16 protein-coding genes are annotated in these 17,136 nt (G+C 64.6%); 9 read left to right on the forward strand and 7 right to left on the reverse strand.

Going from position 1 to position 17,136, the window contains the following annotated elements; genetic code table 11:
* Positions 1-156 precede the first annotated feature (156 nt).
* The 7 genes from ACQ6S1_RS07485 (at position 157) to ACQ6S1_RS07515 (ending at position 7,007) form a co-directional block, all read left to right on the forward strand.
* Positions 157-996 (forward strand): transporter substrate-binding domain-containing protein, encoded by an 840-nt coding sequence (locus ACQ6S1_RS07485; RefSeq protein WP_445040565.1) that lies wholly within the window; start codon positions 157-159, stop codon positions 994-996.
* A gap of 2 nt (positions 997-998) precedes the next feature.
* Positions 999-1,577, forward strand: a complete 579-nt coding sequence (locus ACQ6S1_RS07490; RefSeq protein WP_445040566.1) for an SCO family protein — start codon at positions 999-1,001, stop codon at positions 1,575-1,577.
* Positions 1,578-1,582: 5 nt separating this feature from the next.
* Positions 1,583-2,698, forward strand: a complete 1,116-nt coding sequence (locus ACQ6S1_RS07495; protein ID WP_445040567.1) for a cytochrome-c peroxidase — start codon at positions 1,583-1,585, stop codon at positions 2,696-2,698.
* Between the two features lie 137 nt (positions 2,699-2,835).
* The gene (locus ACQ6S1_RS07500) at positions 2,836-4,179 is read left to right on the forward strand and encodes an LLM class flavin-dependent oxidoreductase (protein ID WP_445040568.1); all 1,344 of its coding nucleotides are present in this window, start codon (positions 2,836-2,838) and stop codon (positions 4,177-4,179) included.
* Between the two features lie 30 nt (positions 4,180-4,209).
* Positions 4,210-5,640 carry an FAD/NAD(P)-binding protein gene (locus ACQ6S1_RS07505; protein ID WP_445040569.1) on the forward strand — a complete coding sequence of 477 codons (1,431 nt, stop codon included), beginning with the start codon at positions 4,210-4,212 and terminating at the stop codon, positions 5,638-5,640.
* Between the two features lie 17 nt (positions 5,641-5,657).
* Positions 5,658-6,518, forward strand: coding sequence for an NADPH-dependent oxidoreductase (locus ACQ6S1_RS07510; protein ID WP_445040570.1), 861 nt, complete (start codon positions 5,658-5,660; stop codon positions 6,516-6,518).
* A gap of 3 nt (positions 6,519-6,521) precedes the next feature.
* On the forward strand, positions 6,522-7,007 hold the full coding sequence (locus tag ACQ6S1_RS07515; protein ID WP_445040571.1) for an Lrp/AsnC family transcriptional regulator: 486 nt from the start codon (positions 6,522-6,524) through the stop codon (positions 7,005-7,007).
* Between the two features lies 1 nt (position 7,008).
* Here ACQ6S1_RS07515 and ACQ6S1_RS07520 read toward each other — a convergent pair whose 3' ends face one another.
* From ACQ6S1_RS07520 to ACQ6S1_RS07540, 5 genes are all read right to left on the reverse strand, one after another.
* Complete coding sequence (locus ACQ6S1_RS07520; protein ID WP_445040572.1) at positions 7,009-7,668, reverse strand: Crp/Fnr family transcriptional regulator; 660 nt, start codon at positions 7,666-7,668, stop codon at positions 7,009-7,011.
* 347 nt (positions 7,669-8,015) lie between these two features.
* Entirely contained in the window at positions 8,016-8,270 is a 255-nt protein-coding gene (locus tag ACQ6S1_RS07525; protein ID WP_445040573.1) for a hypothetical protein, read from the reverse strand.
* A 74-nt stretch (positions 8,271-8,344) separates the two neighbouring features.
* Positions 8,345-8,794, reverse strand: coding sequence for an RrF2 family transcriptional regulator (locus ACQ6S1_RS07530; protein WP_445040574.1), 450 nt, complete (start codon positions 8,792-8,794; stop codon positions 8,345-8,347).
* A 138-nt stretch (positions 8,795-8,932) separates the two neighbouring features.
* Positions 8,933-10,648, reverse strand: coding sequence for an ABC transporter ATP-binding protein (locus ACQ6S1_RS07535; protein ID WP_445041234.1), 1,716 nt, complete (start codon positions 10,646-10,648; stop codon positions 8,933-8,935).
* A 170-nt stretch (positions 10,649-10,818) separates the two neighbouring features.
* Entirely contained in the window at positions 10,819-13,056 is a 2,238-nt protein-coding gene (locus ACQ6S1_RS07540) for a TonB-dependent siderophore receptor (RefSeq protein WP_445040575.1), read from the reverse strand.
* Between the two features lie 239 nt (positions 13,057-13,295).
* Between ACQ6S1_RS07540 and ACQ6S1_RS07545 the strand changes: the two genes are divergently transcribed.
* Complete coding sequence (locus tag ACQ6S1_RS07545; RefSeq protein ID WP_445040576.1) at positions 13,296-14,171, forward strand: helix-turn-helix domain-containing protein; 876 nt, start codon at positions 13,296-13,298, stop codon at positions 14,169-14,171.
* Here ACQ6S1_RS07545 and ACQ6S1_RS07550 read toward each other — a convergent pair.
* Entirely contained in the window at positions 14,168-15,421 is a 1,254-nt protein-coding gene (locus tag ACQ6S1_RS07550) for a D-amino acid dehydrogenase (protein WP_445040577.1), read from the reverse strand. The genes ACQ6S1_RS07545 and ACQ6S1_RS07550 overlap by 4 nt on opposite strands.
* 159 nt (positions 15,422-15,580) lie before the next feature.
* Between ACQ6S1_RS07550 and ACQ6S1_RS07555 the strand changes: the two genes are divergently transcribed.
* On the forward strand, positions 15,581-16,018 hold the full coding sequence (locus ACQ6S1_RS07555; RefSeq protein WP_445041235.1) for an Lrp/AsnC family transcriptional regulator: 438 nt from the start codon (positions 15,581-15,583) through the stop codon (positions 16,016-16,018).
* Between the two features lie 4 nt (positions 16,019-16,022).
* Here the strand turns inward: ACQ6S1_RS07555 and ACQ6S1_RS07560 are convergent, their stop codons facing one another.
* Complete coding sequence (locus tag ACQ6S1_RS07560; RefSeq protein WP_445040578.1) at positions 16,023-17,012, reverse strand: DUF808 domain-containing protein; 990 nt, start codon at positions 17,010-17,012, stop codon at positions 16,023-16,025.
* Between the last annotated feature and the right edge of the window lie 124 nt (positions 17,013-17,136).

Here is a 17,136-nt window from a genome sequence, read left to right on the forward strand (position 1 = left end):
TGAAAGATACAAAGGGCATCGATTTCCACATATGGCGTTATATTCTATGTATTCGCTAGATATCGGAAAATTTAGCCACAGCACGTAATCCAAACAAAATAATCTTCCGGACGCCGCAGGCTATCCTGCATCCGTTGAAACCAACGATGTGCGAGGATGATGGTGCCCCCTTTGCCGGCCTCCGTGGTGTTGCGGTCCGCGTCGCGCCGCATGGCGTGGTGTGCGCTGGGCCTCGGCGTCATCCTCTCGGTCCCGCAAGTGGCCTTTGCGGCTCCGCAAGTGGCGGAGACCATCCGCATCGGCGTGCCCTATCTGCCGCCACCGCAGGCCGCGACCGATGTTCGCCTCTATACCGAGGAGGGCTTCGAGATCGACATCGCCCGTGAGATCGCCCGGCATCTTGGGCGCACGATCGAGCTTGTCACGATCGCTCCCGCAGAGACCGAGACGGCACTGACCTCCGGCCGGGTGGACGCGGTCATCAACCGTGTGCCCCGTGAAAGCGAAAATCCGTCCTTCATCGAACTGGTGCCGGCCGGTTTCGTCTCGGGCGCCAGCGTGGCCATGCGCACCGACACCAATATCCATGACTGGCCCGATCTGTCCGGCCGCGTGGTGTGCGTTTCGCAGGCCAACCGCGCCGGCCAGGCGCTCGCCAGATCGTTCGGAGCCCGCATCCGCATCGAGCGCGCGCCGGCCGGGGCGCTCATGGCCGTCCGCACCGGCGAATGCGATGCCGCACTCCATGATCGGGCCCTTCTTGACGCGCTGTTCAAGGACGATTCCTGGTCAAAATTTTCCGCCACCCTGCCCGCGACAGCCCCGTCCACGCTGGTGGTCGCTCTCCCCCGGCAGAACAGCCCGCTGCTCGCCGACATTCGCGCCGCTCTGCCCGTCATCGCCGAGGCGGAAAACTGGGAGGCGCGCCGCGCACGCTGGGCCCGCAACGTGGCCTTCGAAGTCTACCTCGATCAGGAAGCCCCGGATTGCCATTGAAGATGCTGCGAATTCCCAAGCCCGTCAGATTGCGCCTGCTGCTGGCCTCGCTCCTCGTCCTCGTGCCTCTCGCGTCGTGGGCGCAGCCGGCGGGGCCGGATGTGGGCGGCGCCTTCAGTCTCACCGACCATCGGGGCCAGCGCATCTCCGATGCCGATCTGAAAGGCCGGCCCTACGCCCTTTTCTTCGGCTTTACCCATTGTCCGGACGTCTGCCCCACCGCCTTGTTCGAACTCTCCCTGATCCTGAAAGAACTGGGCGATGAGGCGAACGATCTTCGCATCCTGTTCGTCAGCGTCGACCCGGAGCGCGACACCGAGCAGGTTCTCGCCAATTACGTCGCCGCGTTCGACCCGCGCATCACCGGCCTGCGCGGCACGCCGGAAGAAACGGCGGCCATCGCCCGCGCCTTCAAGGCTGTCTACCGGCGCGTTCCCCTGGACAGCGAGAGCTACACGATGGACCACACCGCACTCGTCTATCTGATGGACCGCCGCGGCCAATTCTTCGACAGCGTCGATTACCGGGCCGATCAGGCGACGCAGATCGCCAGGTTCCGCCGCCTCATCGCAAGCCCGTAGGCGCGATGAAGAGGCTTGCCGCGTGCGTTCTGGCGCTCGGTCTCTGCGCGTTTGTGTCTCCCGACGCCCTGCCCGGCGACCGCCGTCCCGCGCCGCACGTCTCCGCGGCTCCGGCCGCCGCCGAGTTCGCGGCACTGCGGCAGGCTTATTCCGGCCCGGCCGCCAATTGGCCCGCGCCCTGGATCGAGCCGGGAGTTGTTTTCGTCGAATTCGGCCCTCCACAGACATCGCAGCGCGACACCCGGGCGGTGGAGCTTGGACGGACGCTCTTTCACGACCCCATCCTGTCCGAAACCAGCGATCTCTCCTGCGCCAGCTGCCACGACCCGGCGATGGGCTGGAGCGACGGACGCGCCAAACCGTCCGGCATCCACGGGCGGCAGGGCCACCGCAACACGCCCTCTCTCGTCGGCGTGGCCGAACGTCGGATCTGGGGCTGGGACGGTGCCGGCACCTCGCTGGCCTCCCAGGCGCTGAAGCCGCTGCGGCGTGCCGACGAAATGGGCGAAGCGGCCCTGCCCGTCGCCCTCGAAAGGCTGAACAGCCATGACGGATACCGCCGGCGCTTTCATGAGATCAACGGAGTGCGCGTCATCGACGATACCGCGCTCGCGCAGGCGCTGTCGGCGTTCATGTCCACGCTCGAACAGGAAACGCGCTTCGACGCCTTCCTCGCGGGCGACGCTGCCGGGCTGAGCGACCGGGAGCTTTGGGGAATGCACCTTTTCCGCACCAAGGCACGATGCGCCAATTGCCACAACGGCCCGCAACTCACCGACGATCAGTTCCACAATCTCGGCCTCTCGGCCTTCGGCGAGCCGGCGCAGGATCTGGGACGCCACGATGTCACCTTTCATGCGGATGATACCGGCCGCTTCCGCACGCCAAGCCTGCGCCAGATCGGCCGCACCGCACCCTACATGCACAACGGCACGTTCACGTCGCTCGCGGGCATTCTCAATTTCTACATGCGTGGCGGAGGCGAGGTCTGGGCGCGCAATTCCGCAGAAGCCCAGCGCCCCCTCTATCGCGAGGCGGCCCGCAAGGACCGTCTCCTTCACCCATTTCTCCTGAAACCTCAGGAGCGCGATGCACTGCTCGCCTTCCTGAACACATTATAACAGAAGCAGCATGTCTATATCTCAGGACAAATATCTATCTTCTGGATTGACATTTAATTTCTGAGGTTGTGAATTATCCAAGACAGCCGTCGGGATGAGGCGGCAGACCTCCCAAATCGAGATCCCGGAGATAGGCCATGAGCACGTCGCGACAGCTGTCACTCAACCTCTTCGTGTACCCCGGCGGCCATCACGAAGCCGGCTGGCGTTACAAGGGGTCGGACGTCAAGACTTTGCTGGACATCGGCTATTATCAGGACCTCGCCCGCCGCGCGGAGGCCGCCACCTTCGACGCCCTGTTCTTCGCCGATGGCCCGGCCCTGGCCGACAACATCCGCTACGCCTCACGCTTTCGCGTCGAGCCGATCACCTGGCTCTCCGCAATCGCGGCCGCCACGTCCTACATCGGCTTGATCGCGACGGCCTCCACCACCTATTTCGAGCCCTACAATCTGGCGCGCCTCTTCGCATCGCTGGACCACATCAGCGGAGGCCGCGCCGGCTGGAACATCGTCACCACATCGGCGGAAAAGGCCGCGCACAATTTCGGCCTGGCGGAGCATCCGGTACATGCCGAACGTTACGAGCGCGGCCGGGAGTTCGTCGAGGTCATCACCAGCCTGTGGGACAGCTGGGAGGACGATGCCGTATTGGCCGATCCGGCATCGGGCATCTACGCCGACACCAGCAAGATCCACACCATTGATCACGTCGGAAAGCATTTCCGGGTGCGCGGTCCGCTCAACACGCCGCGCACGCCACAGGGGCGGCCGGTCTACGTACAGGCCGGCTCCTCCGAAGACGGCCGTTCCTTCGCCGCGCAATATGCCGAGGCCATCTTCACGGCCCACCAGACCATCGGCAGCGCACAGGAATTCTACGCCGACATCAAACGGCGCGCCGTCGCGCTCGGGCGCCGGCCCGAGCACATCAAGGTTTTGCCCGGCCTCAGCCCCTTCATCGGCAGCACCGAGCGCGAGGCCCAATTGCTCGAGGACGAATTCAACGACCTCATCCAGCCGGAATTCTCGCTGCACCAGCTCCGGCAGATGATCGGCATCGATCTGTCCTCGTTCGATCTCGACGGCCCGTTTCCGCGCCATCTTCTCGATCTCGAAGGAACCATCGCCAGTGCCAGCCGCTTCCAGCTCGTCGTCGATATTCTCAACCGCGAGGAGCTGACGATCCGGCAGCTGATCAATCGGCTGGCCGGCGCGCGCGGCCATTTCGTCAAGGCCGGCACGCCCGAGCAGATCGCCGACCACATCCAGGATTGGTTCGAGAACGGCGCGGCCGACGGCTTCAACATCATGCCGCCCTGGCTGACGGGCGGATTCGACGCCTTCGCCGAGCATGTCGTGCCGCTGCTGCGCAAGCGCGGCCTGTTCCGCGAGCGCTATGAGGGCACCACTTTGCGCGACCATTTCGGCCTGCCGCGACCGCAAAGCCGCTTCACCGATCCTCAGCGCGCCAGCGCCTGATCCCAGGCCTTTATTTCGGGAGGGATCAGGATGCCCAGCACCGCCGAACGCCGCATCGTGATCGTGGGTGGCGGTTTTGCCGGCGCCGTCACGGCCATCAACATCCTGCGCCGCATTCCGGGTCCGCTTTCATTGATTGTGGTGGACCCGGCTGAACGCCTCGGGCGCGGCATCGCCTACAGCACGCCCGATCCGGACCATCTCGTCAACGGCGTCGCGGGCCTGTTCTCGCTGTATCCGGACGATCCCGACCATCTCGTGCGCTGGCTGGAAACCCATGCCGAAGCCGGGGGATGGTCACCGCCGCTCGGCGTGCCCTTGGCGAAAAGCACACCGCCGCGCGACCTGTTCGGGCGATACGTCGAACACGAACTGGCCGAGGCCCGAAAGCAAGCCTCGCCTGATATACGCTTCACCCATGTGCACGATCGTGTCGTCGATGTGTGCATCGACGGCACGGGCGCGGCGCATCTGGTTCTGGCCTCCGGGGGACGCCTCACGGCCGAGCAAATCGTGCTCGCAACGGGCCTGTTTCGTCGAATTCCGCCCTTCGTTCCCGCCGAACTCGCGGCGCATCCCGCCTATATCGGCGACGTCTACGCCCCCGGCGCGTTCCGCGACATCGAGGGCGCACGCAGCGTGCTGTTCCTCGGAACGAGCCTCACAATGCTCGACGCGCTCATCAGCCTGGAGAAGCAGGGGTTCAAGGGCAGCTACGTTGCCGCGTCCCGGCGCGGCCTCGTGATACAGCCCCGCCGGGAAGTCACGCCCTGGACCGACATTTTCGCCGCGCGGCCGCTGCCCCGCACGCTTCGCCAGATCCTCCGCTTCGTCCAGAAGGAACGCCGGGCCATCCGGGCGGCGGGCGAAGACTGGCAGAGGCTGGCGCCCATGGTGCGGCAGCACTTCCTCGCTTTGTGGACCGGCCTGAGCAACCACGATCGCGTGCGGTTCACCCGGCGTTTGCGGATCTTCTGGGATGTGGCGCTGCACCGCGCCGCCCCGCTCTCCTACGCCTTTCTCGAACGGGCACGCGCGCAGGGCCGCTTTTCCCACCGCGCGGCGAACATCCTTGCCTTCAAGATCGATGGCGAGGGCGTCGAGGTGACGCTCCGCCCGCGCGGGTCGCGCCATACCGACCGCCTTCGCGTCGATCGCGTGGTCAATTGCACAGGCGACGAGTTCGACTGGACGCGGATCGACGACCCGCTGATCCGCAATCTTCTGGCCCGCGATCTCGTGCGCCCCCATCCGACCGGCTTCGGCGTCGATGCCGATTTCGCGACCCAAGCGCTGATCGGCGCGGAGGGCGAGCCATCCACGACACTTTATGCCGTGGGCCATCCGCTGCGTGGCGTGTCCTGGGAATCCAGTTCGATCCGCGAACAGGTCGACAGCGCCATCATCACGGCCTCGGCCCTCGCCGCAGGCTCGGTACAGCAGCCACGCGCGGTCGCCTGACGCATGGAGAAGCGGGCATGAACGAGACAATCACCCCACGCGCCTTTCAGGAGAACGAAGCCGTCTCCTCGCTGATTGCGCTCGAACGCCGCTATCGCGAACCCCTCGCGATCGGCGCGGGCCCGTGGAACGACACGCTCGCCAGCCAGCTCAATCATCGCTCGGTGCGCGCCTACCGGCCGGACCCACTGCCCGCCGGCACGCTGGAAACACTCGTGGCGGCTGCGCAATCCGCGCCGACCTCGTCCAACATCCAGGCGTGGAGCGTCGTCGCCGTCGATGACCCGGATATCAAACGCCGCCTGGCCAGGATCGCAGGCAACCAGAAGCACATCGAACAGGCCCCGCTGCTTCTCGTCTTCGTAGCGGACCTCTCCCGCGTCGAGCGGATCGCCGGGCGCGAGGGCGTCGCGGCAGAGGGCCTCGATTACACCGAAAGCGTTCTCCTGGCCGTTATCGACGCCACGCTCGCCGCGCAGAATGCCTTGGTTGCGGCGGAATCGCTCGGTTTCGGCACGGTCTATGTCGGCGCCCTGCGCAACGATCCGGAGGCGGTGGCCGAACTTCTCGAATTGCCGCCGCGCGCCTTCGCCGTGTTCGGCCTCGTCGTCGGCCGGATCGACACCTCGATTGCCGCCGACATCAAGCCCCGGCTTCCGCAGGATGCCGTCCTCCACCGCAATTCTTATTCCACAGCCGCCGAAGCCGACGCGCTGGCCCGCCACGATGCGCACAGCCGCGCCTTCCGCGCCGAGCAGAAGCTCGATCCCCAGCCCTGGACCGCGCTCGCCTTGGACCGCCTGCGCTCGGCCTCCGCGCTGAAGGGACGCGACATCCTGCGCGAAGTGCTGGAGCGTCTGGGCTGGGCGTTCCGGTAATCCATGGACGCCCTGGTCGCCACCAAACGCACCGCGTCGCTCGACAAGATCGACCAGAAGATCCTGCGCATCCTTCAGGCCGACGCCTCAAAGCCCATCGCCGAGATCGCGCGGCAGGTAAACCTGTCCCAAACGCCCTGCTGGAACCGCATCCGGCGCATGGAAGCCGATGGGATCATCACAGGCCGCGTCGCGCTGGTGGACCCACGGAAAGTCGGTCTCGGCCTCACCGTGTTCGTCGCGGTCGAGGCAGCCAATCACAGCCGCGAATGGACCGACACGTTCAGCCGCTACATCCAGGCCATGCCGGAGGTGATGGACGCCTACCGCATGGCCGGAGACGTGGATTATCTCCTGCGCGTCGTCGTGCCGGACATGGAAGCCTATGACGATTTCTACAATCGGCTGATCGAAGGCGCGCAGCTCAAGAACGTCACGTCACGCTTCGCCATGGAAACCATGTCGGCGCGCACCGTTCTTCCCTTCTGATCTAGGCGGCCATCTTCTGCAGGCGGTCGATGTCGAGCAGCCGGACCCGCGCCCGCGTCGAGACGATCGATTTCTCGCCTTCGAGGATGTGCAGCGCCGTGGTCACGCCCGCGCGGCGCACGCCGAGAAACGTGGCCAGGGTGCCGTGCGTGACGATGAATTCCGGCCCGCATCGCTCGAAAGCCGAGAGCAGCCAACAGGCCAGCCGCTGCTGAACCGTGAGGTGTGCCGCAACCAGCAGGTTCCGGCAGACCTCCTCCAGGACGATCTGGCGATAGCCATCCAGCAGGCCCTGAAGCTCCGGATAACGTGCGGCGGCAGCCGTCAGCTCCCGGACGTCCACCATCAGCGCCCGCACGGGCGAGCCGCAGATCGCCCGTGCGGAGGCGGAATTCGGGCCACGAAGCAGGTCGATGCCCACCAGCCCTTCGCGCCCCACGCATCTCGTCGCCACCGAACGGTTGGACAGGCCCTGCTCGATCTCGCAGATCAAACCGCTTTCCGGGAAAAACACCTGATCGCGCCGGTTGGAAAGATCCTCGCCGCTGGCAAGCTCAACCCCGCGTGTCGAGGCGCACAGAGCAAGAAGATTGAGGTCGTATTTCTCAAGAAGCCGGTTGGCATGCGGCTCCGGGCGCCGCGCAGCGAGTGGAAGGCGCAAGATCTCGGTCCGGGGGACCCCGTCCGATCGTCCGAACGCGGAACTCATGAGGTGATCCGGGCTCATCTTGGTTTTCCTCGGCGATGCCGAAGCATTCAAGAACGCCGTCAAATCTACGGCATTGACATAGGTGAATCCGGACGAGAACCACGAATAACTTTATTTGGCAAAATGAATTGGCCAGAAGCGAAACATCATAAACGCGTTTTATCTTGACGAAACCATGACTTACCCGAGATGGACGGGCCAAGAACCGGCTCGGCCGAGAACACCTTTTATTTGCGCGGCAAAGAAAAAACCGCCCCGACGGCTTGTCGAGGCGGTTCCTGAAAGAAATGCGTGACGTCTTACGGCGTGCGCACGCAATCCGTCGTGGTCTTCGTTTCCGAGCCGATGATCTTGTCCTCGGTGCTCTTCGTCTCCCGACACTCGACGGTCGGCTCCGGCGGAGGCGTCACGATGACCGTGGACGGCTCGACCGGCGGCGGAGGCGGCGGTGGCTCTTCCGGCGGCGTGACGATCACGGTCTGAGCGAGAGCCGGCGCGGCGATCGGCATCGTGGCGAAAGCGGCCAGGCCCAGTGCAATGAACATCTTTTTCATTCGCTGATCTCCAGTCGAAATACTGGATACCAACGCCCGTCCCCCGGCCTCGTTCCAAACAACGATCCGAAGCCTCAGATCGTATAGACGAATTCATCCATCGGGTTACGGCCGAATTGCTCCATTTCGGCCAAGGTGCGCTTGTCGAGAACCTGCGCCAAGGCCTCGCGTGCTTCCAGCATCAGAAGGCGCACCTTGCAATGCTCCTCGCTCACGCAATCCTGGCAGCGTGCATAGAAATTGCGGCTGACGCAGGGGACGCCGGCCAGGGGCCCGTCCAGCACGCGGATGATGTCGCCCACGATGATCTGGTCGGCCGGGCGGGCCAGCATGTAGCCGCCCCCGCGCCCGGGCTTGCTGACCAGGAATTTCGCCTGCCGCAATTCGTTCAGGATGGCATCGAGGAACTTCTTGGGGATGCCGTGCTTCGCCGCGATGTCGGCGATCAGCGAAGGCTTGCCGCTCGGCACGCCCGCAAGGTGCGCCATGGCCTTCAGGCCGTATTTTGCTTTCGCCGTAAGCATCTCGATCCAGGGAGCTAAAGCCGCGCGGGCCCATATTCAAGCACAGATGACCGGCATTTCACATTCGGACGGCGGAATCAGCCGCACGGCGGCTTCCCGAAACCGGCGGCAATAGCGGGATCGGCTGCAGCGGGTCCCTCAGCTCGCGAACTGGGTGTCGTGGAGGCGGCGGTAGATGCCCGCTTGCGCCACGAGCTCGCGATGGTGGCCCTGCTCCACGATGCCGTCCTGCGTCACCACCACGATGCGATCCGCATTGCGGACGGTCGCCAACCGGTGTGCGATGACGAGCGTGGTGCGCCCCTCCGCCAATTCCTCGAGCGAGCGCTGGATCGCACGTTCCGTCTCGGAATCGAGCGCCGAGGTGGCCTCGTCGAGGATCAGGATCGGCGGATTTTTCAGGAACATGCGGGCGATGGCGAGCCGCTGCTTCTGCCCGCCCGACAGCTTCACGCCGCGTTCGCCGATCACGGTGTCGAGGCCGGCCGGCAGCCCCGCGATCATGGCGTCGAGATGGGCGCGGCGCGCGGCCTCATGGATATCGGCGTCGGAGGCGCCGAGCCGCCCGTAGGCGATGTTCTCGCGGATCGTACCTGCGAATAGGAACACGTCCTGCTGCACGATACCGATCTGGCGCCGCAACGAAGCCAGGGTCATGTCCCGGATGTCGACGCCGTCGACAATGATGCGGCCGTCCTGAGGCTCGTAGAAGCGCGGCAGAAGCGAACAGATCGTGGTCTTGCCGGCACCGGACGGGCCGACGAAGGCCACCGTCTCACCCGCGCGGATATGCAGGTCGAGCCCGGACAGCACGGCCGTCTTTCCGCGATAGCCGAACGCCACGCCTTCATAGCGGATATCGCCCTTCAGCGACGCAACCTCGATGGCATCCGGCCGGTCGGCGATGTCCGGCGCCGTGCCGAGCAGATCGAGATAACCGCGGAAGCCCGCAATGCCCTTCGGGTAGATCTCCAGCACCGCGTTGATCTTCTCGATGGGCCGGAAGAACACGGCGACAAGCAGGAGGAAGCTGACGAAGCCGCCATTCGACAGCTCGCCCCGGATGACGAAATACGTGCCTGCGATCATCACGATCACCTGCGTCAGCCGCATGCCGAAATAGGACAGCGACATCGACGCCGCCATCAGCCGGTAGGCGTTGAGCTTGGTCTCGCGGTAGCGGGCATTGTCCTGCGCGAACAGCGCGCGCTCGTGGTCCTCGTTGGCGAAGGCCTGCACCACGCGCATGCCGCCGACATTCTCCTCGATCCGCGCGTTGAAATCGCCCACCCGGCGGAACAGCGCGCTGAAATTCTGCGTCATGCGGCGGCCGTAGAGGCTGGTCAGCCACGCCGTCAGCGGCACGATCACGGCCGTGATCAGCGCCAGCTCCACATTGACGCTCAACATCAGCAGGAATGCGCCGATGAACGTCATCACGGCGATGAACACGTCCTCCGGCCCGTGATGCGCCACCTCGCCCACCTCTTCGAGGTTCTTGGTGATGCGCCCGACGATGTGCCCGGTCTTTTGCTCGTCGTAGAAGCTGAACGACAATTTCTGCAGATGGTCGAACGCCTTGCGGCGCATCTCGGTCTCGATGTTGATGCCGAGCATGTGGCCCCAATAGGTCACCACCACCATCAGGCCGGTGTTGACGAGATAGACCCCGAGCAGCGCCGCGGCGGCCACGATGATCCACGTCCAGTCCTGCGCGGGCAGAAGCTCATCGACGAACAGCTTCACCGCCATGGGGAAGCCGAGCTCCAGCAGCCCGGACAGCACCGCGCAGGAAAAGTCCAGAACGAACAGCCCCTTGTAAGGCGCGTAATAGGCGAAGAAGCGTTTCAGGATGTCCATGGCACGTCATGCGCGCCGTGCGGACGGCGCTGAAACTCGGTCAAAGTCGTGAGGCTTTGACAGCTTTAGCCCCTCTCTCACGGGGCTGCAACGAGGCGCAAACGCCGAGCGGAACGGAGCGCCTTGCATGGCACCCGTCCCGCGATAGCTGAACTAGCCCGGGCTCACCATTTGTAATGCGCGGACAGCGTCAATGTGCGGCTATCGCCATAACCGCAGGCCGTGAGGTCCTGGCACGACTTCACATATTCCTTGTCGAGCAGGTTGGTCACGTTGAGGGCCACGCCCCAATCCTCACGCTCATAGCGCACGGCAGCATCGACGAGAGTGGCTCCGGGCACCTCGAACTGGTTGAGATTGTCGGCGAAGGAGCGGCCCTGATAGCGCACGCCACCACCGAAGCTGACGCCCTTGAACGTACCGTCCTTGATCCCGTAATCGAGCCAGAGCGAAGCGATGACCTCGGGCACGACGAACGGCGTGTTGCCGATCAACGCGGCGTTGACGTCCTCGGTGATCTCCAGATCATAGGCCGTAAACGCGCCCAGCACCTTCAGGTTCTCGGTGAGGTTGGCCTTGGCCTCGATCTCGAAGCCTGTCGACGTCACTTCGCCCAGCTGCGCCTTGTTGTTCTGGTTGGCGTCGGTCGGCGCGTTCTGCACCACGTTCTCGCGCACGATATGGAAGACCGAGGCCGTGATCAGCGCATCGGCAAAGGCGGGCTTGTACTTGAAGCCGGCCTCGAACTGATAACCTTCCTCGGGCGAGAACGGCTCGTCGTCGGCACCCTCGATCGGGGTTGCATCGAACACCGGGTTGAAGAAGGTCGCCGCGCTGACATAGGGCGTGAAACCGTTGTCGAATTCATAGGCAAGGCCCGCCCGGCCGCTCAAAGCGCTGTCGTCGCTCTTGAAGCTCGGCGAGAAATTGAAGCCGACGGGGCTGACCGAATCCGTTTCGACGTAATCGTAACGGCCATTCAGCGTCACGAGCCAGCCGTCACCGAAGCGGATCTGATCCTGCAGATACACGCCGACCAGGTGCTGCGTCAGATCCTGATCGATATAGGCAAAGGCCGGCCCTTGGAGCACTCCGTAGACGGGGTTCTCGATGTCGATGGACGTACCGCCACCCGACGCCTGCATCTGCTCGATGTTGTAATAGCGGTATTCCACGCCCGCCAGGAACGAATGGTTGAGCGGCCCCGTATCCACGCTCCACTCGCCGCGCGTGTCGACGTTGAACGTGTTCACCACATGCTCTTCCTCGAAGCCGATGCGGAAGAGTCGATTGCCGGGAGTCTCGGGATCCGGCTGCGGCGCACCTCCGAACGGGAAGTCCGGATGCTCATAGCCATAGCCGTAGGGGCCGATCTGGGAGCCCTTTTCCCAGCCGTAGCGCACGTTCTGCGTCAGCTTCCAGCTGTCGAATTCGTGCTCGAATTCATAGCCGACGAGGAACTGGAAACGATCCTGGTTGTCGAGGTCCGGCTCGCCATAGAACGCCTCGCGGTCGATCCGGCCGAAGCGCGCATCCCGCACCGTGCCGTAATAGGGCAGGAAGCTGCCGCCATTGCGGATTTCGTCCAGCCCGGCGAAGTATCCGTAGGCCGTGATCTTCGTGGTGTCGTTCGGCGTGTAGGTGATCTGCGGCAGGATGGTGCCGCGGAAGTCTTCGGAATAATCGGTGAACTGATCGCCGCCGGCCAGACGCCCGGTCACGCGGTACGACCATTTGTCGTTTTCCCCGCCCACGCCGCCGACATCGAGGCCGAGATAGGCATTTCCCCAATTGTTGATGCCGGCTTCGACATAGCCGAATTCGTCGCCCGTCGGCTTCTTGCGGACGAGACTGACGATGCCTCCGGGGTTCGCGCCGCCGTAGAGCACGGAGGCCGGCCCCTTCAGCACCTCGACGCGCTCCAGCAGGAACGGATCGATCTGGAAGCCGCCGAACGCATAGGAATAGAGCGGCAGGCCATCGAGGAACACGCCTGTCTGCGTGGCTTGGAAACCGCGAATGAAGAACCAATCGGTGTCCGGATCGGGCCCGAAGGTCTGCGCCGACACACCCGCCGTGTAGCGCAGCGCCTCGTCCACCTTCAGCGCCTTGCGGTCATCGATCTCCTCGCGGCCGACCACCGAGACCGATTGCGGGATTGCTTCGATGGGCGTGTTGCTCTTCGAGCCGGTGGAGGAGCGGGTCGCCACATAGCCCCGCACGGGCCCCGTCGCGGTTCCGTCCTGCGCGCCGTTTCCGGATCCGCCGCCTTCGACGGTGATCTCCTGAAGCTGGATCTCTCCGGACCCGCTCTGTGCGAATGCGGACGACGCAGAAAGCGCCACAAGCGCAGCCCCGCTCATCAGAACAAGTCTAAACTGAGCACCGCAAGTATTACGCATCGAATTAATCCCGAAGAACCTTCCTATACAGATAAGAACGGTTCAAAAGTAATGATCCCGGGCACATCAACAGGCCGGAAGATTTGCGCTTACCATTCGCAATTGGTCGAGGATTGTTGAATCCTATTGCCCTTTGAAAACTTTTGGGCTGTTGTCTTCATTGTTCCGGCCCAACCGTTCGAACGCTCGCCATTGTTGCCGAACCGACACAGGAGCGCCGTCAGAGGCGACCGATATTAATGACCTTCCGCGCCAATATGAAAACGATGCGGGAAGGCATCCTGGTGCTGGACGATCTCCATTGCCGGGCGTGGAACGGCGTGGTGGCGGATCTCTGGCACGCCCGGCTGAACCCCGGCGCGCGGGGAGAATATGTCTCTCCCCATCCGCGCATGTTCATCCTGCTGGAGGAAACCGGCACCCCGTTCCAGACCCTCGTTCGCCCGGGCGGCGGCGCGCCCAGCGGCCTCGGCCAGCTCAGCTACATCCCGGCCGGCATGCCGCTGTGGACGCAGAGCGACGACATCTGCGAAATCCGGCACCTCGATCTGCATTTCGATCCCGCAATGCTGGCGGAAAGGCTTGGCGAAGACCTCGACGCCACGGCGCTGGACACTCCACGCCTGAGGTTTTCGGACGAGCGGGTGATGGGTATTGCCCGCATCATCGCCGACGAATGCCGCTCGAATGCACCGCGCCATGATCTTTACGGGGAAGGCCTCGCCCTTGCGTTGATGATCGACGTGCTGGCCATCGGCCGGAAGCTGGAGCGCCGCAGGACGCCGCTGACCGACTGGCAGATGCGCCGCGTCACCGAATTCATGGAGGCCAATTGCGAGCGCGCCATCCGCCTGCAGGAGCTGGCGGCCCTGGTCGACCTTTCGCAATCCTATTTCAGCCACGCCTTCAAGGCGACCACGGGCATGCCGCCCTATCAATGGCAGATGAACGCCCGCATCCGCCGCGTTCAGCACCTGCTCAGGGCCGGCGAGCGCTCGGTCAGCGAGATTGCCGCCGCCACCGGCTTCGCCGATCAGGCCCACCTGACACGCGCCTTCCGCCGCGCCGTGGGCGAGCCCCCCGCCACCTGGCAGAGGCGCGTGCGCGGAGGCTAGGCCGCGTAGCGCCCGACGCCGTAATCGGCAGGGTCGACCTCGGGCCGGCGTCCGCCGATCACATCGGCCAGGAACGCCGCCGATCCGCAGGACATGGTCCAGCCCAGGGTGCCGTGGCCGGTGTTTAGGAACAGGTTCTCGACGCCGGTGCGCCCGATCACCGGCGTGCCGTCCGGCGTCATCGGCCGCAGGCCGGACCAGAAGCTTGCCTGTTCCAGATCACCGCCGGGGAACAGATCGCTCACCGAATGTTCCAGAGTGCGGCGGCGGGCGGGATGCAGATCGTTGGTGAAACCCGACAATTCGGCCATGCCGCCCACTCGGATGCGGTCGCCCAGCCGCGTGATGGCGATCTTGTAGGTCTCGTCCATCACGGTCGATTCCGGGGCCAGCGCCACATCGCGGATCGGGATCGTCAAGGAATAGCCCTTCACCGGATAGACCGGCAGGCTTATGCCGTGCGGCTGCACCATCAGCGTGGAATAACTGCCGAGCGCCACCACCACGGCGTCCGCCGCCGTCACACCCTCACCGGTCACGACGCCGGTCACGCGTCCGCTCTCCACCGTCACGCCTTTGATGTCGCGGCCATAATCGAAGCGTACGCCCAAGGCCTGCGCCCGTTCGGCCAACGCGTTGGTGAATTTGAAGCAATCGCCCGTTTCGTCGTTCGGCGTCAGCAGCCCGCCGGCGATGCGATCGCGCACGCGCGCCAGAGCAGGCTCGGCACGCACGCAGCCCTCGGCGTCCAATATCGTGAAGGCGATGCCGTCTTCCGCCAGAGCCTTCACGTCCTTGGCCGAAGCCTCCACCTGAGCCTCGGTGCGGAACAATTGCACGGTGCCGTTGCGGCGCCCGTCATAGGTGATCCCGGTCTCGGTGCGCAGATCATCGAGACAGGCACGGCTGTAATCGGCCATCCGCAGCATGCGGCCCTTGTTGAGGGCGTAGCGCGCGGCGGTGCAATTGCGCAGCATGCGCGCCATCCAGCCCAGCATGGCGGCATCGAGCTTCGGCCGCAGGATCAGCGGGGCGTGCTGCATGAACAGCCATTTCAACGCCTTCTGCGGAATGCCCGGTGCGGCCCAGGGCGAGCAGAAACCGAACGACACCTGCCCCGCATTGGCATAGCTCGTTTCCAGCGCCGGTCCCGGCTGGCGGTCGATCACCACGACCTCGTGGCCGGCCTTGGCGAGATAATAGGCGCTGGTCACTCCAATCACGCCCGCGCCCAGAACAATGATCTTCATCGCGACATCCCGCGCACGATCCGTAACATCGCCTGCGCTTTCACGCGCAAGCACGACATCGCATCGTGCAACAAGGATCGTCGAATGTTCGGCCTAAAGCTCGAATAAACGGCCTGAAATGTGCGCATACACGAAGATCATGCTATCATGCGCACGATTATGCGAAATCTCGACCCCTTTGACCGTCGCATCGTGCAGGCGCTCCGCCGCAACGCCCGCATCACCAATGTCGCTCTGGCGCAGGAGGTCGGGCTGTCAGCCTCCGCCTGCCTGCGCCGCGTCGGCATGCTGGAGGAAAACGGCACGATCCGCGGTTACACCGCGCTCGTCGGCCCCGGTGCGGAAGACCGGCACGTCGTCATCGTCCGCATCACGCTGGAGCGCCAGACGGAAGAGGTGCTGAACCGCTTCGAGGCCGAATTGTTGAAGCACCCCGAAATCCGGGAAGGCTATCTGATGACGGGCGACGAGGATTATCTCCTGCGCGTCGAGGCGCAGGGCGCGGGCGATTACGAGCGGCTCCACAAGGAGGTCCTGTCGCGCCTTCCCGGCGTCGCGCGCATCAATTCCAGCTTTGCGATCCGCAGCGTGCTGTGATCGTTCAGGCCGGGCGGGTGCGAAGGTCCGCCACGCGCTTCCACAGCGGGCCGATGACATAGCCCACGAGCGGAATGACCGCCGCCCCGACCGCGAGGCCCACGAGCCCTGCCCCGGCAGCCGTCACGATCCATTCCACGGCGCCCGCCGCCGCCGGCACGAAAGCCGCCGCGCCCACCGCCACATCGTGGATGGCATGTTCGATCTGCGAAAAGCCATAGCCTGCCAGGCCGTGCACGATGATGCCGCCGCCGACCCAGATCATGGCCGCGGTTCCCACCACGGCAAGCAGTTTCAGGAACACCGGCATGCCGACCACGAGACCCCGGCCGATCCCGCGCGCGAGGCCGCCGAACACGGACGGCGACCGCGTGGCCGCAAGCGCGAGGCCGACATCGTCCGCCTTCACGATCAGCGCCACGCCGCCATACACCACGGCCGTGATGACGGTGCCGACCAGCGCCAGGACGACGGCCTGCGTCCAGAAATTCGCCTCCGGCACCACCGACAGCGTGATCGCCATGATCTCGGCCGAGAGGATGAAATCGGTCTTGATGGCGCTGGCGATCTTCTGATCCTCCAACGCGGCCGCATCCTGCGGAGCGGTGATCTGCGCCTCGTGAACATGGGCCTGATGCGGAAGAGCCGCCTCCAGAACCTTCTCCGCGCCCTCGTAGCAGAGATAGGCGCCGCCCAGCATGAGCAGCGGCGTGATGGCCCAGGGCGCGAATACCGCCAGCAACAGCGCAGCCGGCAGCAGGAAGATCAACTTGTTGCGCAGCGATCCGGCAGCGATGCGCCCGACGATCGACAATTCACGCTCGGCCGCCGCACCCACCACATAACGCGGCGTCACTGCCGCATCGTCGATGACCACGCCCGCCGCCTTGGCGCCGGCTTTCGCGGCCTGCCCGGCAATGTCGTCGATGGACGCCGCTGCCGCCTTGCTGATGGCGGCGACATCGTCGAGAAGCGCGATCAGGCCGACGCTCACAGGCATTCCCTTCGGAAGGTGTGCCGACACCCGCGATCAGGGGCGCCCGCACGAGAAACCACGGCACATAAAGCCGTCATGCGCAGCAGGGTTCCACGATGCAGCACGGACAATAGGCGTAAAT

It is taken from the genome of Terrihabitans aquatilis (assembly GCF_052542005.1).

Excerpts from the sequence above, each read along its gene's own strand:
- ACQ6S1_RS07485 (WP_445040565.1), top strand. The coding sequence starts at position 157 with ATGATGGTGCCCCCTTTGCCGGCCTCCGTGGTGTTGCGGTCCGCGTCG.
- ACQ6S1_RS07490 (WP_445040566.1), top strand. The coding sequence starts at position 999 with ATGCTGCGAATTCCCAAGCCCGTCAGATTGCGCCTGCTGCTGGCCTCG.
- ACQ6S1_RS07495 (WP_445040567.1), top strand. The coding sequence starts at position 1,583 with ATGAAGAGGCTTGCCGCGTGCGTTCTGGCGCTCGGTCTCTGCGCGTTT.
- ACQ6S1_RS07500 (WP_445040568.1), top strand. The coding sequence starts at position 2,836 with ATGAGCACGTCGCGACAGCTGTCACTCAACCTCTTCGTGTACCCCGGC.
- ACQ6S1_RS07505 (WP_445040569.1), top strand. The coding sequence starts at position 4,210 with ATGCCCAGCACCGCCGAACGCCGCATCGTGATCGTGGGTGGCGGTTTT.
- ACQ6S1_RS07510 (WP_445040570.1), top strand. The coding sequence starts at position 5,658 with ATGAACGAGACAATCACCCCACGCGCCTTTCAGGAGAACGAAGCCGTC.
- ACQ6S1_RS07515 (WP_445040571.1), top strand. The coding sequence starts at position 6,522 with ATGGACGCCCTGGTCGCCACCAAACGCACCGCGTCGCTCGACAAGATC.
- ACQ6S1_RS07525 (WP_445040573.1), bottom strand. The coding sequence starts at position 8,270 with ATGAAAAAGATGTTCATTGCACTGGGCCTGGCCGCTTTCGCCACGATG.
- ACQ6S1_RS07530 (WP_445040574.1), bottom strand. The coding sequence starts at position 8,794 with ATGCTTACGGCGAAAGCAAAATACGGCCTGAAGGCCATGGCGCACCTT.
- ACQ6S1_RS07540 (WP_445040575.1), bottom strand. The coding sequence starts at position 13,056 with ATGCGTAATACTTGCGGTGCTCAGTTTAGACTTGTTCTGATGAGCGGG.
- ACQ6S1_RS07545 (WP_445040576.1), top strand. The coding sequence starts at position 13,296 with ATGACCTTCCGCGCCAATATGAAAACGATGCGGGAAGGCATCCTGGTG.
- ACQ6S1_RS07550 (WP_445040577.1), bottom strand. The coding sequence starts at position 15,421 with ATGAAGATCATTGTTCTGGGCGCGGGCGTGATTGGAGTGACCAGCGCC.
- ACQ6S1_RS07555 (WP_445041235.1), top strand. The coding sequence starts at position 15,581 with ATGCGAAATCTCGACCCCTTTGACCGTCGCATCGTGCAGGCGCTCCGC.